Annotated in this window: 14 protein-coding genes; 10 read left to right on the top strand and 4 right to left on the bottom strand. The window is 63.8% G+C overall.

Features of this window, described 5'->3' with window-relative positions:
- Nucleotides 1–5 precede the first annotated feature (5 nt).
- From METH_RS03465 to METH_RS03480, 4 genes are all read left to right on the top strand, one after another.
- A complete protein-coding gene (locus METH_RS03465) occupies nt 6–1,625 on the top strand; it encodes a tripartite tricarboxylate transporter permease (protein WP_024089030.1) in 1,620 nt (539 codons plus the stop codon).
- Complete coding sequence (locus METH_RS22940; protein WP_084013754.1) at nt 1,532–2,974, top strand: aldehyde dehydrogenase family protein; 1,443 nt, start codon at nt 1,532–1,534, stop codon at nt 2,972–2,974. The genes METH_RS03465 and METH_RS22940 overlap by 94 nt, the downstream gene beginning before the upstream one ends.
- 119 nt (nt 2,975–3,093) lie before the next feature.
- Nucleotides 3,094–4,326: a Tm-1-like ATP-binding domain-containing protein gene (locus METH_RS03475; RefSeq protein ID WP_024089032.1), complete on the top strand. Its 1,233-nt coding sequence runs from the start codon at nt 3,094–3,096 to the stop codon at nt 4,324–4,326.
- Between the two features lie 243 nt (nt 4,327–4,569).
- Entirely contained in the window at nt 4,570–6,660 is a 2,091-nt protein-coding gene (locus METH_RS03480; RefSeq protein WP_024089033.1) for a 3-hydroxyacyl-CoA dehydrogenase NAD-binding domain-containing protein, read from the top strand.
- A 177-nt stretch (nt 6,661–6,837) separates the two neighbouring features.
- Here the strand turns inward: METH_RS03480 and rpe are convergent, their stop codons facing one another.
- Nucleotides 6,838–7,527: a ribulose-phosphate 3-epimerase gene (gene rpe / locus METH_RS03485; protein WP_024089034.1), complete on the bottom strand. Its 690-nt coding sequence runs from the start codon at nt 7,525–7,527 to the stop codon at nt 6,838–6,840.
- 215 nt (nt 7,528–7,742) lie between these two features.
- Between rpe and phnC the strand changes: the two genes are divergently transcribed.
- The 4 genes from phnC (at nt 7,743) to phnE (METH_RS03505) (ending at nt 11,812) form a co-directional block, all read left to right on the top strand.
- Nucleotides 7,743–8,561, top strand: a complete 819-nt coding sequence (gene phnC, locus METH_RS03490; RefSeq protein ID WP_024089035.1) for a phosphonate ABC transporter ATP-binding protein — start codon at nt 7,743–7,745, stop codon at nt 8,559–8,561.
- A 65-nt stretch (nt 8,562–8,626) separates the two neighbouring features.
- On the top strand, nt 8,627–9,529 hold the full coding sequence (gene phnD / locus METH_RS03495) for a phosphonate ABC transporter substrate-binding protein (protein ID WP_024089036.1): 903 nt from the start codon (nt 8,627–8,629) through the stop codon (nt 9,527–9,529).
- A gap of 100 nt (nt 9,530–9,629) precedes the next feature.
- Nucleotides 9,630–10,499, top strand: a complete 870-nt coding sequence (phnE, locus tag METH_RS03500; protein ID WP_024089037.1) for a phosphonate ABC transporter, permease protein PhnE — start codon at nt 9,630–9,632, stop codon at nt 10,497–10,499.
- Complete coding sequence (gene phnE / locus METH_RS03505) at nt 10,496–11,812, top strand: phosphonate ABC transporter, permease protein PhnE (protein ID WP_024089038.1); 1,317 nt, start codon at nt 10,496–10,498, stop codon at nt 11,810–11,812. Before phnE (METH_RS03500) ends, phnE (METH_RS03505) begins: the two co-directional genes overlap by 4 nt.
- A 409-nt stretch (nt 11,813–12,221) precedes the next feature.
- On the opposite strand, the gene METH_RS03510 is transcribed toward phnE (METH_RS03505), so the two are convergent.
- Both METH_RS03510 and gap read right to left on the bottom strand, forming a co-directional pair.
- The gene (locus METH_RS03510) at nt 12,222–13,295 is read right to left on the bottom strand and encodes an Mrp/NBP35 family ATP-binding protein (RefSeq protein ID WP_024089039.1); all 1,074 of its coding nucleotides are present in this window, start codon (nt 13,293–13,295) and stop codon (nt 12,222–12,224) included.
- A gap of 251 nt (nt 13,296–13,546) precedes the next feature.
- Entirely contained in the window at nt 13,547–14,575 is a 1,029-nt protein-coding gene (gene gap, locus METH_RS03515; RefSeq protein WP_024089040.1) for a type I glyceraldehyde-3-phosphate dehydrogenase, read from the bottom strand.
- 141 nt (nt 14,576–14,716) lie between these two features.
- On the opposite strand from gap, the gene METH_RS03520 reads away from it, so the two are divergent.
- Complete coding sequence (locus METH_RS03520) at nt 14,717–15,721, top strand: LacI family DNA-binding transcriptional regulator (protein WP_024089041.1); 1,005 nt, start codon at nt 14,717–14,719, stop codon at nt 15,719–15,721.
- Between the two features lie 141 nt (nt 15,722–15,862).
- Nucleotides 15,863–16,078: a hypothetical protein gene (locus METH_RS03525; RefSeq protein ID WP_024089042.1), complete on the top strand. Its 216-nt coding sequence runs from the start codon at nt 15,863–15,865 to the stop codon at nt 16,076–16,078.
- Between the two features lie 72 nt (nt 16,079–16,150).
- On the opposite strand, the gene METH_RS03530 is transcribed toward METH_RS03525, so the two are convergent.
- On the bottom strand, nt 16,151–17,296 hold the full coding sequence (locus METH_RS03530; protein WP_024089043.1) for an iron-containing alcohol dehydrogenase: 1,146 nt from the start codon (nt 17,294–17,296) through the stop codon (nt 16,151–16,153).
- Between the last annotated feature and the right edge of the window lie 6 nt (nt 17,297–17,302).

The following is a 17,302-nucleotide window of genomic DNA, read 5'->3' on the forward strand; positions in this document are numbered from 1 at the left end:
CCGCCATGGACCTTATCCTGTCTGCCATAGATATCCTGATGCGCTGGGACGTGGCGCTGGCGCTGCTGGCGGGCTCGGTCGGCGGCGTGCTGATCGGCGCGATCCCCGGAGTCGGTCCGGCGGTGGCGATTGCCATCCTGCTGCCCGCGACGTTTTCGATGGACCCGATTGTGGGCCTGACGGTGCTGCTGGGGATCTACGGCTCCTCTATGTACGGCGGCGCCATTCCGGCGATCCTGATCAATACGCCCGGCACCGCGGTCAATGCGCTCACCACCTATGACGGCTACCCGATGACCGCGCGGGGGGAGCCGCGAAGGGCGTTGAGCCTGGCCTATTCCGCCAGCTTTTTCGGCGGCATCTTTTCGGTCATCTGTTTGATCCTGTTTGCGCCGGTGCTGGCAAAGATCGCGCCGATGTTCGGCTCGCGCGAGATTTTCATGGCCGCACTTTTGGGCCTGATCCTGGTGGTGGTCGCCCACCGCGGCCAGGCGCTGATTGCGGGGGCGCTGGCCTGTTTCGGGATATTCCTGCAGACCATCGGGCTGGAGCCGGTGAAATACACCCAGCGCTACACTTTCGGGCAGGATTTTCTGGGCAGCGGCATCAACCTCATTGTGGTGGTGCTGGGGCTGTTTGCCATTTCCCAGGCTTTTGTGCTGCTGACGGATGAGGACGAGAAGGTCCGCATGACCCGCCTGCGCGGCGGCATGTTCCAGGGCCTGCGCGAGCTGGCACGCCATCCGCGGGTGGCTGGAGTCTCTGCTACCTTTGGCGTGCTGATGGGCATGGTGCCCGGTGTGGGGGAATTCACTGCGCAATTCATGTCCTACACCTATGCGCAAAAAACCTCGAAACGGCCGCAGGATTTCGGCCATGGCTCCTCGGAAGGGCTGATCGCGGCGGAGACCGCGAACAACGCTGTGCCTGCCGCCGCCATGGTGCCGCTCTTGGCGCTGGGCATCCCGGGCGAGGCGCTGACGGCCATGATGCTGTCGGTCTTTTACGTGCACAACGTGGTGCCGGGGCCGGGGCTGTTCCAGAACGACATGGACTTTGTGGTGGCGCTGTACCTCGCGCTGCTGATCCTGAACGTGCTGGTGCTGCTGTTCCTGCTGTTCGCCACCCGGTCGCTGATCCAGGTGGTGCGCATCCCCAACCGGTTCCTGGGGGTCTGCATCCTGACGCTCAGCTTTGTCGGCGTCTACAGTTTGCGCAATTCCGCCACCGATTGTGTGATGGCGGCGGCGTTTGGTATCCTTGGCTATGTGCTGAAACGCCTGTCGCTGCCCGCGGTGCCGATCATCCTGGGCATGGTTCTGGGCGGCATCATGGAGGTGAAGCTGCGCGCGGCCATGGCAAGGGTGAAGGAACCCTTTGACTTCATTGACCGCCCGGTGGCGTTCATCCTGTTTCTACTCATCATCATCGTTCTGGCGGTCCATATCCTGCGGGTGCTGAAGGACCAGAAGGAACTGAAGGAGGCCGAATGGCAGACCAAATCCTCATCGACAAGCTTCGGCAGCTTGATGTGGCGCCGCAGAAACTCTTTCTTGAAGGATCATGGCAAGCGGGTTCGGGCCAGACACTCGAAGTTGCTTCGCCGGTTGACGGATCTGTTCTGACCACGCTGCAGGGCGCCTCTGCCAGGGACGTCGACAACGCTGTCGCTTCGGCGCGGCGGGCGTTTGAGGACCGCCGCTGGGCGGGACAGAGCCCCGCCGCACGCAAACAGGTGCTGCACAGGATTGCGGACCGGATCGCAGCGGAGGCAATTGAACTGGCGGTGCTGGGCGTGCGCGACAACGGCACCGAGTTCAGCATGGCGCTGAAGGCAGAGCCGGGATCGGCAGCGGGCACATTCCGCTACTACGCCGAGGCGTTGGACAAGGTTGCCGGGGAGGTCGCGCCGACCGCGCCGGATGTGCTGGGGCTGGTGCAGCGGATGCCGGTGGGGGTGGTGGGCGCCATCGTGCCGTGGAACTTCCCGCTGATGATCGGCGCCTGGAAGCTGGCGCCGGCGCTGGCGATGGGCAATTCGGTGGTGCTGAAACCGGCGGAAACCGCCTCGCTGACGCTGCTCCGGCTTGCGGAGATCTGTTCCGAGTGCGGCCTGCCGGACGGGGTGCTGAATGTGGTGACCGGCTCCGGCGCCGAGGCGGGTGCCGCGCTGGCGGCGTCCAACGGCGTGGATGTGCTGGCGTTCACCGGCTCCGGCGCGACGGGGCGCAAGCTGCTGGAGGCCTCGGCGCGGTCCAACCTCAAGCGCTGCTATCTGGAGCTGGGCGGCAAGTCGCCCAACATCGTCTTTGCCGACGCGCCGGATCTGGCCAAGGCGGCCAAGGTCTCTGCCGCGGGCATCTTCCGCAATTCCGGGCAGGTCTGTATTGCCGGTTCCCGCCTGCTGGTCGAGGCGTCGGTTCATGATGAGTTTGCTGAACTGCTGCAGGCCGAGGCCGAGGCGCTGCGAGTGGGCGATCCGCTGGACCTGAAGACGCATGTCGGCGCGGTGAATTCCGAGGAGCAGCTGCGCCGCAACCTCTCCTTCATGGATATGGCGCGGGCCGAGGGCGGGCAGGTCATCACCGGCGGCCATCGCATTCTGGAAGACACCGGCGGCACCTATATGTCGCCCGCAATTGTCACCCATGTGGCGCAGGATCACGCATTGTTCCAGCGCGAGGTCTTCGGGCCGGTGCTGGCGGTTACCAGGTTCGAGACCGAGGCGGAGGCGCTGAACCTTGCCAATGCCACCGACTTTGGCCTGGCGGCAGGTGTTTGGACCGCGAACCTGTCCCGCGCGCACAGGATGGTGGCGGGCATCCGCGCCGGCGTGGTGCATGTGAACACTTATGGCGGTTCTGATAACACGGTGCCTCTGGGCGGTGTCGGCCAGTCCGGCAACGGCCATGACAAGTCGCTGCATGCGCTGGACAAATACACCGACCTGAAAACAGCTTGGATCCAGCTGTGAAGCAGGTCCTGCCGGAGCAAAACCAACTGCCTCCGGCGGGAGTATTCGGGCAAAGATGAAGAGCGCCGGGCGCGACGACAGCCGCCCTTGCGAAGCTGATCAGACGGGAGATTAAGCCTGTGGCAGACAAGACCATACTGGTTGCCGGAACCTATGACACCAAAGACGAGGAGCTGGGCTATCTGGCGGAGGTGATCCGCGGGCAGGGCGGTTGTGTCCTGACGATGGACGTCAGCGTGCTGGGGGATCCCAGCCAGCCCGCGGATGTCAGCAAGCATGCGGTGGCAGAGGCGGGTGGCAGCTCGATCCGGGCGGCGATAGACTCGGGCGATGAAAACACCGCCATGCAGATCATGGGCGCAGGCGCTGCGGCCGTGGCGCAGGAGCTGTACCGGCAGGGGCGCATTGACGGGGTGATCGTATTGGGCGGCACCATGGGCACCGATCTGGCGCTGGATCTATGTGCGGCATTACCGGTGGGAGTGCCCAAATACATCGTCTCTACCGTGGCGTTTTCGCCGCTGATGCCGCCGGAGCGGATCCCGGCGGATGTGCAGATGATCCTCTGGGCCGGGGGGCTTTACGGGCTGAACACGATTTGCAAGGCATCGCTCAGCCAGGCTGCTGGCGCGGTGCTGGGCGCGGCCCGGGCGGTGGAGCCGCCCGAACGCGACCGGCCGCTGATCGGCATGACGTCATTCGGCAAGACTGTGCTGCGTTACATGGTGGCGCTGAAACCGGCGCTGGAGGCGCGCGGGTTCGAGGTGGCTGTCTTTCATGCCACCGGCATGGGCGGGCGGGCGTTTGAAAGCCTGGCCGCGCAGGGCGCCTTTGCTGCGGTGATGGATTTTGCCCCGCAGGAAGTGTCGAACCACCTGTTCGGCGGATTATCGGCCGGGGCGGACCGGATGACCAATGCCGGCCGCGCGGGCATACCGCAGCTGGTGGCGCCGGGCTGTTACGATCTGGTGGATTTCACCGGCTGGCAGGACACGCCCGCTGAATTGAAAGGGCGGGAAACCCATGCCCACAACCGTCTGCTTACTTCTGCCCTGCTGAATGCTGACGAGCGGCGGCAGGTGGCACAGGCGGTTTGCGGCAAACTGGCCGCTGCCAAGGCGCCGGTGGCCGTGCTGCTGCCCGCCGGGGGGTGCAACGAATGGGACCGTCCCGGTGCCCCGTTGCATGATGGCGAAGGGCTGGCGGCCTTTTGCGATGAAATGCGTGCCTTCTGCCCGGAGAATGCGGTGCTGCATGATCTGGACTGCCATATCAATGATGCAGCCTTTGCCGATAAGGCTCTGGAAATTCTGGACAGCTGGATTGCCAGCGGTGTGGTGAAGACCGGCTGAACAGCCAATCCCCTTTTCTATTGGTTGTGCCTCTTGATAATGCGTTTCAAGAAGTTCCAATGCTTCTATATTTCTGTTACGTAATGGCTGGAATGGCCGGCATTTGCAGCGCCCGGGCGTCTCTGGCGCGGGCTTTGCAGGCCTTTGGCTGCCTTTGGGGCTTGGCGCCGGTTCGGCTGCCGTGCCAAATCGGAGGAGAGCCGGGCGCAGCTGCCGCCGCCCTGGGAACAAGAGGATGACCGGATGAGTGAAGCCATAGCATATGAGCGCGCGGGTGACGTTGCTGTTCTGAAGGCGCAGAACCCGCCTGTGAACGCACTGGGGGCTGAAGTGCGCAAAGGGTTGCTGGCGGGGATCGAACGCGCGGAACAGGATGGCGCCAAAGCGGTGCTGATCTACGGCGAGGGCCGGACCTATTTTGCCGGCGCCGATATCCGCGAATTCGGCAGGCCGCCGAAGGACCCGCAACTGCCCGCCCTGTGCAGCCGGATCGAGGCGTCGCCGCTGATCGTGGTCTCGGCGATGCATGGCACGGCGTTGGGCGGCGGGTTGGAGGTGGCCTTGTCCTCGCACTACCGGATTGCGGTGCCCTCCGCCAAGATGGGGCTGCCCGAGGTCAACCTCGGCATTCTGCCCGGTGCAGGGGGCACCCAGCGGCTGCCGCGTTTGGCCGGAACCGAAGCGGCATTGGAGATGATTACCAGCGGCCGTCACTTCGGCGCCGCGGAAGCGCTGGAAAAGGGCATTATCGACAAGATCGAAGAGGGGGATCCGCGCGGGATCGGCCTGGCTTATGTGCAGGAACTGCTGGAGCAGGGCGCCCCGCGCCGGGCGGTGGGCGAAATGCCGGCGCCGGACGCGGTGGATTTTGATGCGGCCTATGCGGCCACGCTGAAAAAGGGGCGCGGCCAGCTGTCGCCGGCCACGGCCGTGCGGGCGGTGCAGGCAGCGGTCGAGGCCGAGAGTTTCGAGGCAGGGCTCCAACGTGAGCGCGCGCTGTTCATGGAGCTGATGGGCTCTGACCAGCGGCAGGGGCTGATCCATGCCTTCTTCTCGGAGCGCGCCGTCAGCAAGCTGCCGGAGCTGGAGGGTGTTGAACCGCGCGAGGTTGTCTCGATGGGGGTGATCGGCGGCGGCACCATGGGGGCGGGGATCGCCACCGCCGCATTGCTGGCGGATTTGCCGGTGGTGCTGATTGAAATGACCGATGACGCCGCGGCTGCGGCCCGCGGCCGGATTGAAGGCAACCTGAAAGGGGCCTTGAAGCGCGGTAAGATCACTGAGGCGCAATATGACCGGCTGACCGGCGGGGCGCTGACTGTGGCGACCGATTATGCTGCGCTGTCGCAAGCGGATCTGGTGGTTGAAGCGGTGTTCGAGGACATGGGCGTTAAGCGCGACGTCTTCGGCAAGCTGGATGCCCATTGCAAGCCGGGCGCGGTGCTGGCGACCAATACCTCTTATCTGGATGTCGACGAGATTGCTGCCTCCACCTCACGTCCTCAGGATGTGATCGGACTGCATTTCTTCTCCCCCGCGCATGTGATGAAACTGTTGGAAGTTGTTGTCGCCGAAAAGACTGCTCCGGAGGTGCTGGCCACCGGCTTTGCCCTGGGCAAGCGGCTGAAAAAGGTCGCGGTGCGCTCCGGCATCTGTGACGGGTTCATCGGCAACCGGATCATGAATGCCTACCGCAAGGCGGCGGAATATGTGGTGCTGGACGGCGCCTCGCCCTACCAGGTGGACCAGGCGGTGACCGGTTTCGGCTTCCCGATGGGGCCGTTTGCGATGGGCGATCTGGCGGGGCTGGATATCAACTGGGCCGCCCGCAAGCGCCGCGCGCCCACCCGCGACCCGCGCGAGCGGGTGCCGCGCTTCTACGAGATGCTGTGCGAGAGCGGCGATTTCGGCCAGAAGACCGGCAAGGGATTCTATATCTACGAGGAAGGCCGGCGCGGCGGCGTGCCGAACCCGCAGGTGGCCGGGCTGATTGCGGAAGATCAGGAGCAGCAGGGCGTCACCCCGCGTGAGTTCAGTGACGCAGAAGTCCTGCGCCGTTACATGTGCGCCATGGTCAATGAGGCCGCCAAGGTGGTGGGCGAAGGCATCGCGCGGCGGCCGCTGGATGTGGATATGGTGATGCTGTTCGGCTACGGTTTTCCGCGCTTCTGGGGCGGACCTTTGAAATGGGCCGATCTGCAGGGTCTGGACGGGATCCTGGCCGATATCCGGGCCTATGCGGCAGAAGATGATTTTTTCTGGCAGCCGGCACCGTTGCTTGAACAGCTGGTGGCGGAGGGAAAACCCTTCGATGATCTGAATAAAGACGGCTGAGCCGGGGCGGGCGCCCTTCCGGCCCGGCTGTGCCGGGCTGGACGCGCAAACGCTGGCCGTATCACGCAAACGCTGGCCGTATCACGCACAAGCGCCGCGCGGAACGCGCGGCGCCTGGCCCAACAAGAGCGGCGCATTCTTGCATGCGCCTGGCGATTGACGGGAGTTCCCCGCGGTTTAGGCCCAGGTGCCTTCGGTGGCTGCACGGATCTTGCGGATATTCTCGCCGTAGACTTCGGGGGCGTTGACCGAGCCGCCTTTGAACACGGCTGACCCGGCAACCAGCACGTCGGCGCCGGCCTCGGCCACCAGCGGCGCGGTGGCGGGATCAACGCCGCCGTCGATCTCGATATGCACCGGGCGGTCGCCGATCATCGAACGCAGGCTGCGGATCTTGGCGGTCATGTCGATGAACTTCTGGCCGCCGAAGCCAGGATTCACAGTCATCACGCAGACCAGATCGGTCAGGTCCAGCAGGTGCGCCACCGCTTCCGCAGGGGTGCCGGGGTTCAGCGCCACGCCTGCCTTCATGCCGGCCGCGCGGATCGCCTGCAGGGTGCGGTGGATGTGCGGGCCGGCCTCGATATGGGCGGTCAGCACGTCGGCGCCGGCATCGGCATAGGCGTCGATATAGGGGTCGACCGGGGCGATCATCAGATGCACGTCCATCACCGTCTTCACATGCGGGCGGAACGCCTTCACCGCCTGCGGGCCGAAGGTGAGATTGGGCACGAAATGCCCGTCCATCACATCCACATGCACCCAGTCGGCGCCCTGGGCTTCGATGGCCCGGATCTCCTGGCCGAAGTTGGCGAAATCGGCGGAGAGGATGGAGGGCGCGATCTTGATCTTGCGGTCAAAGGACATCTGGCAGCTTCCTTTTGCAGAGGGAAATGAGGAGTCGAAGGCCGTATAGACCGTCCCGGCCCCTGTGGACAGGGGCAGAATGCGCAGCAGGCCCGTTACCCTGTGCCGCACGCCCGCAGGCTGCGCGGGGCGGCGTTACAAAACTTTCACGGCAGTGACACATCAAGTTTGACCGGGCGGGCTAGGCAGGCCCCGAACGAAGAGGGAGCGCCCCGGTGTTGCGCATTGACAAACTGACGAAACGGTTCAGCGGAAAGATTGCGGTGGATACCGCGACGCTGGACATCGACAAACCCTGCATGATCGGCATCATCGGCCGCTCCGGAGCAGGCAAATCCACCCTGCTCCGGATGCTGAACCGGCTGGAGGACGCCAGCGGCGGCCGTATCTTGTTTGAAGGCCGCGAAATCACCGGGCTGAAGGGCCGGGAAAAACGCGCCTGGCAGTCCGACTGCGCGATGATCTTCCAGCAGTTCAACCTGGTGCCGCGGATGGATGTGGTTTCCAACGTGCTGCACGGCACGCTGAACCGGCGGTCGGCGATGGCGACGATGTTCAACCTGTATCCGATGGCGGACATACACAAGGCAATCAGCATCCTTGAGCGCCTCGGCATTGCCGAACATGCCGCCAAACGGGCCGAGGCGCTGTCGGGCGGCCAGCAGCAGCGGGTGGCGATTGCCCGGGCGCTGATGCAGGACCCGAAGCTCATCCTGGCGGATGAGCCGATTGCCTCGCTTGACCCGATGAACGCCCAGACCGTGATGGAGGCGCTGCGCCGCATCCATGAGGAAGACGGCCGCACGGTGATTGCCAACCTGCACACCCTGGACACCGCGCGGCGCTATTGCGACCGGGTTGTCGGCATGCGCGACGGGCGCATCGTCTTTGACGGGCTGCCCGAACAGCTGACCACCGGCGTTGCCCGCGAGATTTACGGCGCCGGGGAGGACTTCTCCGAGGCGGCCACCTCAACCGAGATCGAAACGCTGGCAAAGACGGATGCGCGGCGCGCTGCCATTCCGGCCGAATAACCCCTGACTTTTTTCATCTTCCCGGGGAATGCTCCCCGGGGACTGAGCAACCGGAGAGACATGAGATGAAGAAACTGATCGCTGCCGTTCTGGCAACCACGGCGCTGACCGCCCCCGTTGCGGCAGAGGGCATCAAAGAGTTCCGCATCGGCATCGTAGGCGGCGAGAATGCTCAGGACCGTCTCAGCATGCAGGAATGCCTGCGTGAGCAAACTGAAGCGCTGCTGGGTGTCGAAACCAAGCTGTTCGCCCCGGCCGATTATAACGGTGTGATACAAGGCCTTTTGGGCGGGACCATCGACATGGCCTGGCTGGGCGCATCGGGTTATGCCAAGACCTACCTGTCCGACCCGGATGCGGTTGAGCCGGTTCTGGTCAAGGTGAACACCGATGGCGGCTATGGCTACTACTCGGTCGGCTTTGCCCGCAAGGACAGCGGCATCGGCTCGCTGGAAGAAATGAAGGGCAAGACCTTCGGCTTCGGTGATCCGAATTCCACCTCCGGCTACCTGATCCCCTCGATCGAGATTCCGGCCAAGATCGGCGCCACCATGAAATCCGGTGACTACTTCGGCGAGGTCAAATTCACCGGCGGCCACGAACAGACCATCGTCGCGGTTGCCAATGGCGACGTCGATGGCGGCGTGACCTGGGCTGATGGTCTGGGCGAATGGGAAGACGGCTATCAGTCGGGCGCGCTGCGCCGTGCGGTTGACGCTGGTCTTGTCGACATGAACGACATGGTCGAGATCTGGAAATCGGCGCCGATCCCGGAAGGCCCGTTTGTACTGCGCAGCGGACTGCCGGCCGATGTGAAGGTCAAGGTGACCGGCCTGCTGGCCTCGATGAACTCAATCGACCCGGATTGCATGTACAATGTGCTGGGCGGCGACTCGAACGGGCTGATGCCGATCACCCATGATGCCTATGAGCTGATCATCGAAGCCCGCAAATTGAAATCCCAGTAATTTCTGTACTGTGCCTGGCGGGGTTTCGGGCTTGCCCCAAGCCCCGCAATTTCCCTGATGGCCGCCGCACCGGCCATCACTTCAAGACCAGGACCCATAGATGGCAGATCTGACAGCCGCCCGGCCGGGCATCGATGACATCCGGCAGCAATACACCGCCCATACCCAGCGCAAGCGGCTGTACGGCGGAATTCTTCTGGCCCTCTTTGTCGCGCTGATGGCTGCGGGTTTCCGCACCGCCGATGCGCGCAATGCGGGCTCTTTCGCAGATGGGTTCACCCGGATCTTCGATTACCCCGCCGAGGTGCTGGCAGAAGCTGCCGACAAGGCAGCCCAGCTGCCCGGCCATCTGGTGCATTTCTTTCCAGCATTGGTGGAAACGCTGAACATCGCCGCGGCCTCGACCCTTGCGGGCGCGGTGTTCGGAACCCTGCTGTCACTCCTGGCAACCCGCGGCATGGCGCCCTGGCCTGTGCTGATCCCGCTGTTCCGGCGCATCAGCGACATCTGCCGGGCGGTTCCGGAGATTGTCATTGCGCTGGTGTTGATTTTTGTTCTGGGCGGCGGCCCGGTGCCTGCGATGATCGCCATTGCCATCCACACCGCCGGCGCGTTGGGCAAGCTGTTTTCCGAGGTGAATGAAAATGCCTCGCTGAAACCTGTGGAAGGCCTGTCATCAGTCGGCGCCGGCTGGGTGCAGCGGATGACGCTGGGGGTGATCCCGCAGGTCGGACCGAACTATGTGAGCTATGCGCTGCTGCGGTTTGAGATCAATATCCGTGCTTCGGCCATCCTTGGTTTTGTCGGCGCGGGCGGCATCGGTTACGAGCTGAAGAACGCCATGTCCTGGGGGCAGGGGAGCTACGATGAGGCCGCCGCAATTTTCCTCCTTCTTTTTGCCGCCATTGTGGCCGTCGACCAGCTGTCCGGCCTGCTGCGCGACCGTCTGACCCATGGAGCAGCAGCATGACCACTTTCGATACCACTCTCACCCCGGCCGAGCTGAAGCTGGATATCTCAAGGCTGTTTTTGAAGAAGCGGTTGCTGGGTTTTGCACTGCCCGCCGCGGTGCTGGCCTATCTGACCTATGTTTTTCTGGCCTTTGACGTCCCCGGGCTGTGGGAGAAAGCGAACCTGGAGAACGCCAGAACCCTGGTCAGCGACAGTTACAGCTACAAGACGCATGTGACCCGCGACAACCGCAACGGCGCGGTTTCTGTTTCGATTGAAGGGGAACGCAAGGGCACCTACCCCGATGGCACAGCGCCGGATTGGGTTGCCCTGGGTGAGACCACTGTGATTGACTTGGAGGATGGCCATACCGTCACCTTTGGCCCGGAAACCATCGAATATGCGATCCCCGGATACGGCACCGTCCGCGCCACCCCGATCCGCGGCGCAGGCGTTCAGGCTGAATTGCCGGCGGGCGATGTGCCGGAGTGGATCAGCGTTTCCAAAAACCGGCTGGCGGTCGAAACCGGGGCCGGGCGCCTGACTGTCACCCGGAACCGGGCTGAAGTGTTCCGCTATTTCGCAGGATGGGAGCTGTTCTTTTTCACCCTCGACAGCCCCTATTCCGGCATGGCGGCAGGGGAGCTGCTGCAGCGCGCGGCCACAGGCGAGGCCGGGGCGATCTTTCAGGAGTTCTGGAGCAACAAGATGTGGCGCCACCAGGACGTGGCCTGGGCGATTGCCGAAACTCTGCTGATGGCGTTTCTGGGCACCATTGGCGCAGCTGTCATCGCGCTGCCGCTGGCCTTTGCCGCCACCCGCAATTTCATGCCCTTGCGTGCCTTGCGTTTTGCCATGCGCCGTCTGTTCGATTTTTTCCGCGGGGTGGACTCGCTGATCTGGACCGTGGTTCTGGCCCGCGCTTTTGGCCCCGGTCCGTTGACCGGTGCGCTGGCGATCCTGGTGACGGATACCGGCACGTTCGGCAAGATCTTCTCGGAAGCGCTGGAAAACATTGATCGTAAGCAGATCGAGGGCGTTGCCTCCACCGGTGCGAAACCGCTGCAGCGCTACCGGTTCGGAGTGCTCCCGCAGATCACCCCGGTGCTGCTGAGCCAGCTGCTGTATTTTCTGGAATCCAACACCCGCTCGGCCACCATCATCGGTGCAATCACCGGCGGCGGCATCGGCTTGCTGCTGACCCAGGCGATCATCACCCGAAAGGACTGGGAGGAGGTGGCATATTACATCACCCTGATCATTCTGATGGTGATGCTGATGGACTGGTTCTCGGGCTGGCTGCGGCGGAAGCTGATCACAGGCGGCAGGTGATCACAGGCGGCAGCGGGCCGGCCGAACGCAAGACGGCCAAGGCGCAGGAGGACGGAGCCCTGCCGCTCCCCTGATCCCGGACGTTTCAGAGAAAAGGCCATGGCCCGTTTGCAGGCAGCATTGCCGGTTTCCCGGGCGCTGACGGTGGCAGCGATCCTGGAATAATATGGCAGACCCGGCAGTCCGGCAGACAGCGGAAGGCTCCCGCCTGTTTCGGCGCATCCGCAGAATGCACGTTACAGTTGGGCGTGGCGCCGCTGCGCGGCGCAGGAAGGGCTGCTGAGGAAGCGCTTGATGGGCAATTCTGCCCTTCAAGCGCCTTGCCGGTTGTATAACCAGCCATCTCCGCCTCAAGGGTGAACGGCGCTGCGCGCCGCCGCTTTGCGGCCCTTGACCGGGGGGCGCAGGATTATGCAGCGCCTGCGTCCACCAGCTGCGTGGCGATATCCAGGAAAACCTTGGCCTGGGCGCTGTCGGGCTGTGCTGCCACAATCGGCGTGCCGTTGTCCCCGGCCAGGCGCACATCCAGATGCAGCGGCACCTCTCCCAGCAGCGGGACATTCAGTTTCTTCGCCTCCTGCGCCACGCCGCCATGGCCGAAGACATGCTCCTCGTGGCCGCAGTTCGAGCAGATGTGGGTCGACATATTCTCGATCATGCCCAGCACTGGCACGTTCATCTTGCGGAACATGTCGATGCCTTTGCGGGCATCGATCAGGGCCACATCCTGGGGAGTGGAGACCACGATGGAGCCGTCCACATGGGTTTTCTGCGCCAGGGTCATCTGCACATCGCCGGTGCCGGGCGGCAGGTCGACGATCAGCACGTCCAGCTCACCCCATTGCACCTGCAGCAGCATTTGCTGCAGCGCGCCCATCAGCATCGGGCCGCGCCAGATCACCGCCTGGTCCTCGCCGGTCATCAGACCCATCGACATCATCGTGACACCATGGTTGCGCAGGGGCAGGATGGTCTTGCCATCCGGGCTGGCCGGCCGCCCGCTCACCCCCAGCATTTTCGGCTGCGAGGGACCGTAAACGTCAGCATCCAGCAGCCCCACTTTGCGCCCCTGCATCGCCAGCGCGCAGGCAATATTGGCCGAGACGGTGGACTTTCCGACCCCGCCCTTGCCGGAGGCCACCGCGAGGATCCGCGCCACGCCCGGAACCTTCTGCGGTGCTGCCTGCTGTTGCGCCTGGGCGGGCTGCTTGGGCTTCAGATCCGGCGGCGCCTTCTGCGAATGAGCGGTCAGCATGGCCGAGACCTTTTCCACCCCCGGCAGCGCCGCCACCGCAGCGTCAGCCCTGTCGCGGACCGGGCCATAGGCCTCGGATTTGCCGGGATCGATCTCCAGCACAAAACGGACGGTGCTGCCTTCGACTGTCACTGCGCGCGCGATGCCCGCGCTGACGATATCATTGCCGCTGACGGGGTCGGCGATGGATTTGAGCGCCTCAAGGACGGTTTCACGGGAGATGGTCACGCCGGTCTGGCTCCTGTAGCTGGTGATGTCTTGCGTCTGTTCTGGCGCAATTCACCACGGTATGCCAGCGGTTCGCGGCCCGGAGTTTGTTTCGGCGCATCCTGGAGTCAGCTTCTGTGCAGACTGGCCTTGTCCGGCTGCCGGTGCACCGGGGCGGCAGCAGAACGCAGCAGCGCCGCGCGTCAGCGCGGCGCCGGGCCCAACGGGAGGAGGGCACCCATGGGTGCCGGACGACGGGCGGGAGGCCCCCGTCAGCTTGCCAAGGCGACCTGAACGGAGTTCATCACCTCGCCGATGCGGCGTCCGGTGTCCACCATGCGGTTGGAAAACCCCCATTCGTTGTCATACCAGCTGACCACCCGCACCAGACCTTCGGCGGTGACAGCAGTCTGCGCTGCAGCAAAGCAGCTGGAATGGGGGTCGTGGTTGAAATCGACCGAGACCAGCGGGTCTTCTTCGTAGGACAGAATGCCTGCCAGCCCGCTCTCGGCCGCTGCTTTCACCGCGGCATTCACTGTCTCCACGGTGGCGGTGCGTTCCGGCATAAAGCTGAGGTCCACCACGGACACATTCGCGGTGGGCACCCGGATTGCCGAACCTTCCAGCCGCCCCTTCAGATGCGGCAGCACCTCGGAGATCGCCCGTGCGGCCCCGGTGGAGGTGGGGATCATCGACAGCGAAGCTGCGCGGGCGCGGTACAGATCCTTGTGGCTGGTGTCATGGGTCGGCTGGTCGCCGGTATAGGCGTGGATCGTGGTCATGTAGCCGGTCTTGATGCCAAAAGCGCTGTCCAGCACTTGCGCCAGCGGCGCCAGGCAGTTGGTGGTGCAGGAGGCGTTGGAGACAATCACGTCGTCCGCCGTCAGGTCCATATGGTTGACGCCGTATACCACGGTGCGGTCGGCATCCTTGCCGGGGGCGGAGATCAGCACCCGTTTGGAGCCGTTCTTAAGATGCCGTGCTGCATCATCGCGGGCTGTGAATAGCCCGGTGCATTCATAGGCGATATCCACATCCTGCCAAGGCAGCTCTTCCGGGTTGCGGATCGCGCTCAGCCGGATGCTGTGGCGCCCCACCCGGATCAGGTTATCGGCCAGCAGCACCGGCGTCTTCAGGCGGCCATGCACGCTGTCGTATTTCAGCAGATGCACCAGGGTCTCGGGCGGCGACAGGTCGTTGATGGCAACGACTTCGATGTCATTTCCGCCGCCTTCCAAAAGCGCCCGCAGCACCCCGCGGCCAATCCGTCCAAATCCGTTGATTGCGATTCTCAGTGTCATGCCTCACCTCTGGCTGCTGGACCGGGCGATTCCGGTAACGATAACGGTTGCGATACCGATATCGCTAACGAAAACAAAAATCAACCCCTGAGGCGGCAGAGCGGCCCTTGCGGCTGCCAGCAAAGTGCAGGAGCATGGGGCATGACCAAGAAACTGCTGCTGAAAGACGTGGCCCATCTGGCCGGCGTCAGCGAGATGACCGCTTCGCGTGCCCTGCGCGGTGCCCCGGACGTATCCGCCAAAACCAAGGCCAAGGTCGAGGAAATCGCCCGCAGCCACGGCTATGTGCCCAATCGGATTGCCGGCTCGCTGTCCTCGCAATCGGTTAATCTGGTGGCGGTGGTGGTGCCGTCGCTGAACAGCTTTGTCTTCCCCGAGGTGCTTTCGGGCATTTCCGCTGTACTGAAGGACAGCCAGCTGAAGCCGGTGGTCGGGGTGTCGGGGTATGATCTTGAGGAAGAGGAAGGCGTTATCCGCGAAATGCTCAGCTGGCGCCCCTCCGGGTTGATCGTCGCAGGGCTGGAACATACCGGAACGACGCGGCGCATGCTGCAGCAGGCCGACTGCCCGGTGGTTGAGGTGATGGATGTGGACGGCGATCCGGTCCGCCATTGCGTCGGCATTTCGCATCTGCAGGCAGGCCGCGACATGGCAGAGCAAATTCTGGCCTGCGGCTACCGCAAGATCGGCTTCATCGGCACCAAGATGCCGCAGGACTTCCGCGCCCGCAAACGGTTTGACGGCTTCACCGACGGTCTGGCTGCCCAGGGTGTAGCCCTCTGCGATATTGAGCATTATGCCGGCGAAAGCGCGATCCGGACCGGCCGCCAGCTGACTGCGCAGATGCTGGCGCGCACCCCGGATCTTGATTGCATCTACTATTCCAGTGACGTGATGAGCGTTGGCGGCTTGATGCATTGCCTGGCCGCAGGCTTGTCGGTGCCGGGCGACATTGCACTTGCCGGCTTCAACAATCTGCAGATCCTGCAGGGCATGCCGCAGCAGCTGGCCACGACGGACGCCTGCCGCCGTGAGATTGGCGAGCGGGCAGCACGGGTCATTCTGCAATCGCGCGAGGCCGGCGGCATGGACAGTCTGGTATTCGACCGGCTGTGCCCGGCGATCAGTCTTGGCGACACACTGTAGTCCTCACCATGAGCTTGAAAGAGCGGCAGCTGCAGTCCGGCGGCAATGGGGCGGGCAGCGGATTTTTGTAGCTTTGCGGCGCGCTCCGGTGCACCCTGAAACCCTGGTTCCAGTTCAGCACAACCCGGTGGAGGAATGCCGATGCCCCAGTACAACGAGATGTTTGCGCTGTCCGTCGAGGATATGGATCTGATCGAGACAGCCTTGCAGCGCACCAGGGACGCGCTGTCCGAAGCCAAGCCCGCTTCGGGCAATGGCGACGAGATTACGTTGCGCCGTATTCACGAACTTCTCGGCCGGCTGCACAATCAGAAAATCTTCTACCACCCCAAAGACAAGGTCTATCTCAGCGGCTAACGGGGCGTTCAGCCCCCAAAAGCGCCCCCCGCCGGACGGGGAGCGCTGAGTTCTGACGGATAAAAGCCGTTGCTAGATCGCGGCCTTGAACAGCTGGGTCAGGTTTGTCTCAGTCAGTTCAACCGGGTTGCCGCCGCAGCTGGGATCGATGATCGCGCCTTTGACCAGATCGGGGATCGCAGCCTCGGTGACGCCCAGATCCGCCAGCCTGCGCGGGATGGCCAGGGAATCGTTCAGCTCCTGCACGAAGGCGCGGAAGCCGTCAAAGCCGCCCTCGATTCCCAGATAGGCCGCCGCCATGTTGAAACGGTCAGCAATCACCGGCGCGTTGAACTCCAGCACGGCCGGCATGCAAACGGCATTAGTGGTGCCGTGATGGGTGTTGAAATGCGCCCCGATCGGGTGGCTCATCGCATGGATGGCGCCGAGGCCCTTCATGAAGGCGGTGGCCCCCATTGCGGCCGCACTCATCATCTGCGCACGGGCCTCGATATCGGTGCCATCGGCATAGGCGCGCGGCAGGAAGTCCTTGACCAGCCGCATGCCTTCCAGCGCGATGCCCTGCGACATCGGGTGGTAATGCGGCGAGGAGAACGCCTCGACGCAATGGGCAAAGGCATCCAGACCGGTGCCGGCGGTGATGAACTTGGGCATGCCCACCGTCAGCTCGGGATCGCAGATCACCACCGCGGGCAGCACCTTGGGGTGGAAGATGATCTTTTTCTGGTGGCTGACACTGTCGGTGATTACGGACGCGCGGCCTACTTCGGATCCCGTGCCTGCGGTGGTCGGCACCGCGATGATAGGTGCGATGGCATCGGCGTCGGCGCGGGTCCACCAGTCGCCGATATCCTCGAAATCCCACACGGGGCGGGTCTGGCCGGCCATGAAGGCCACCATCTTGCCCAGATCCAGCCCGGAACCGCCGCCAAAGGCGATCACCCCGTCATGGCCGCCCGCCTTATAGGCCTCGACACCGGCTTCCAGGTTTTTCTCATTCGGGTTGGGGTCGACGTCCGAGAATATGCCCCGGCCCAGGGCGGCGGCCTCCATGATGTCCAGGGTAGACTGGGTGACCGGCAGATCCGCCAGCCCCTTGTCGGTGACCAGCAAGGGCTTCTTGATGCCGGTTGCGGCGCAGGCATCGGCCAGTTCCTTGATCCGGCCGGCGCCGAATTTGATTGCGGTCGGGTAGGACCAGTTTCCAACGAGGCTCATGTCGTT

Source organism: Leisingera methylohalidivorans DSM 14336 (genome assembly GCF_000511355.1).
Taxonomy (GTDB): Bacteria; Pseudomonadota; Alphaproteobacteria; order Rhodobacterales; family Rhodobacteraceae; genus Leisingera; species Leisingera methylohalidivorans.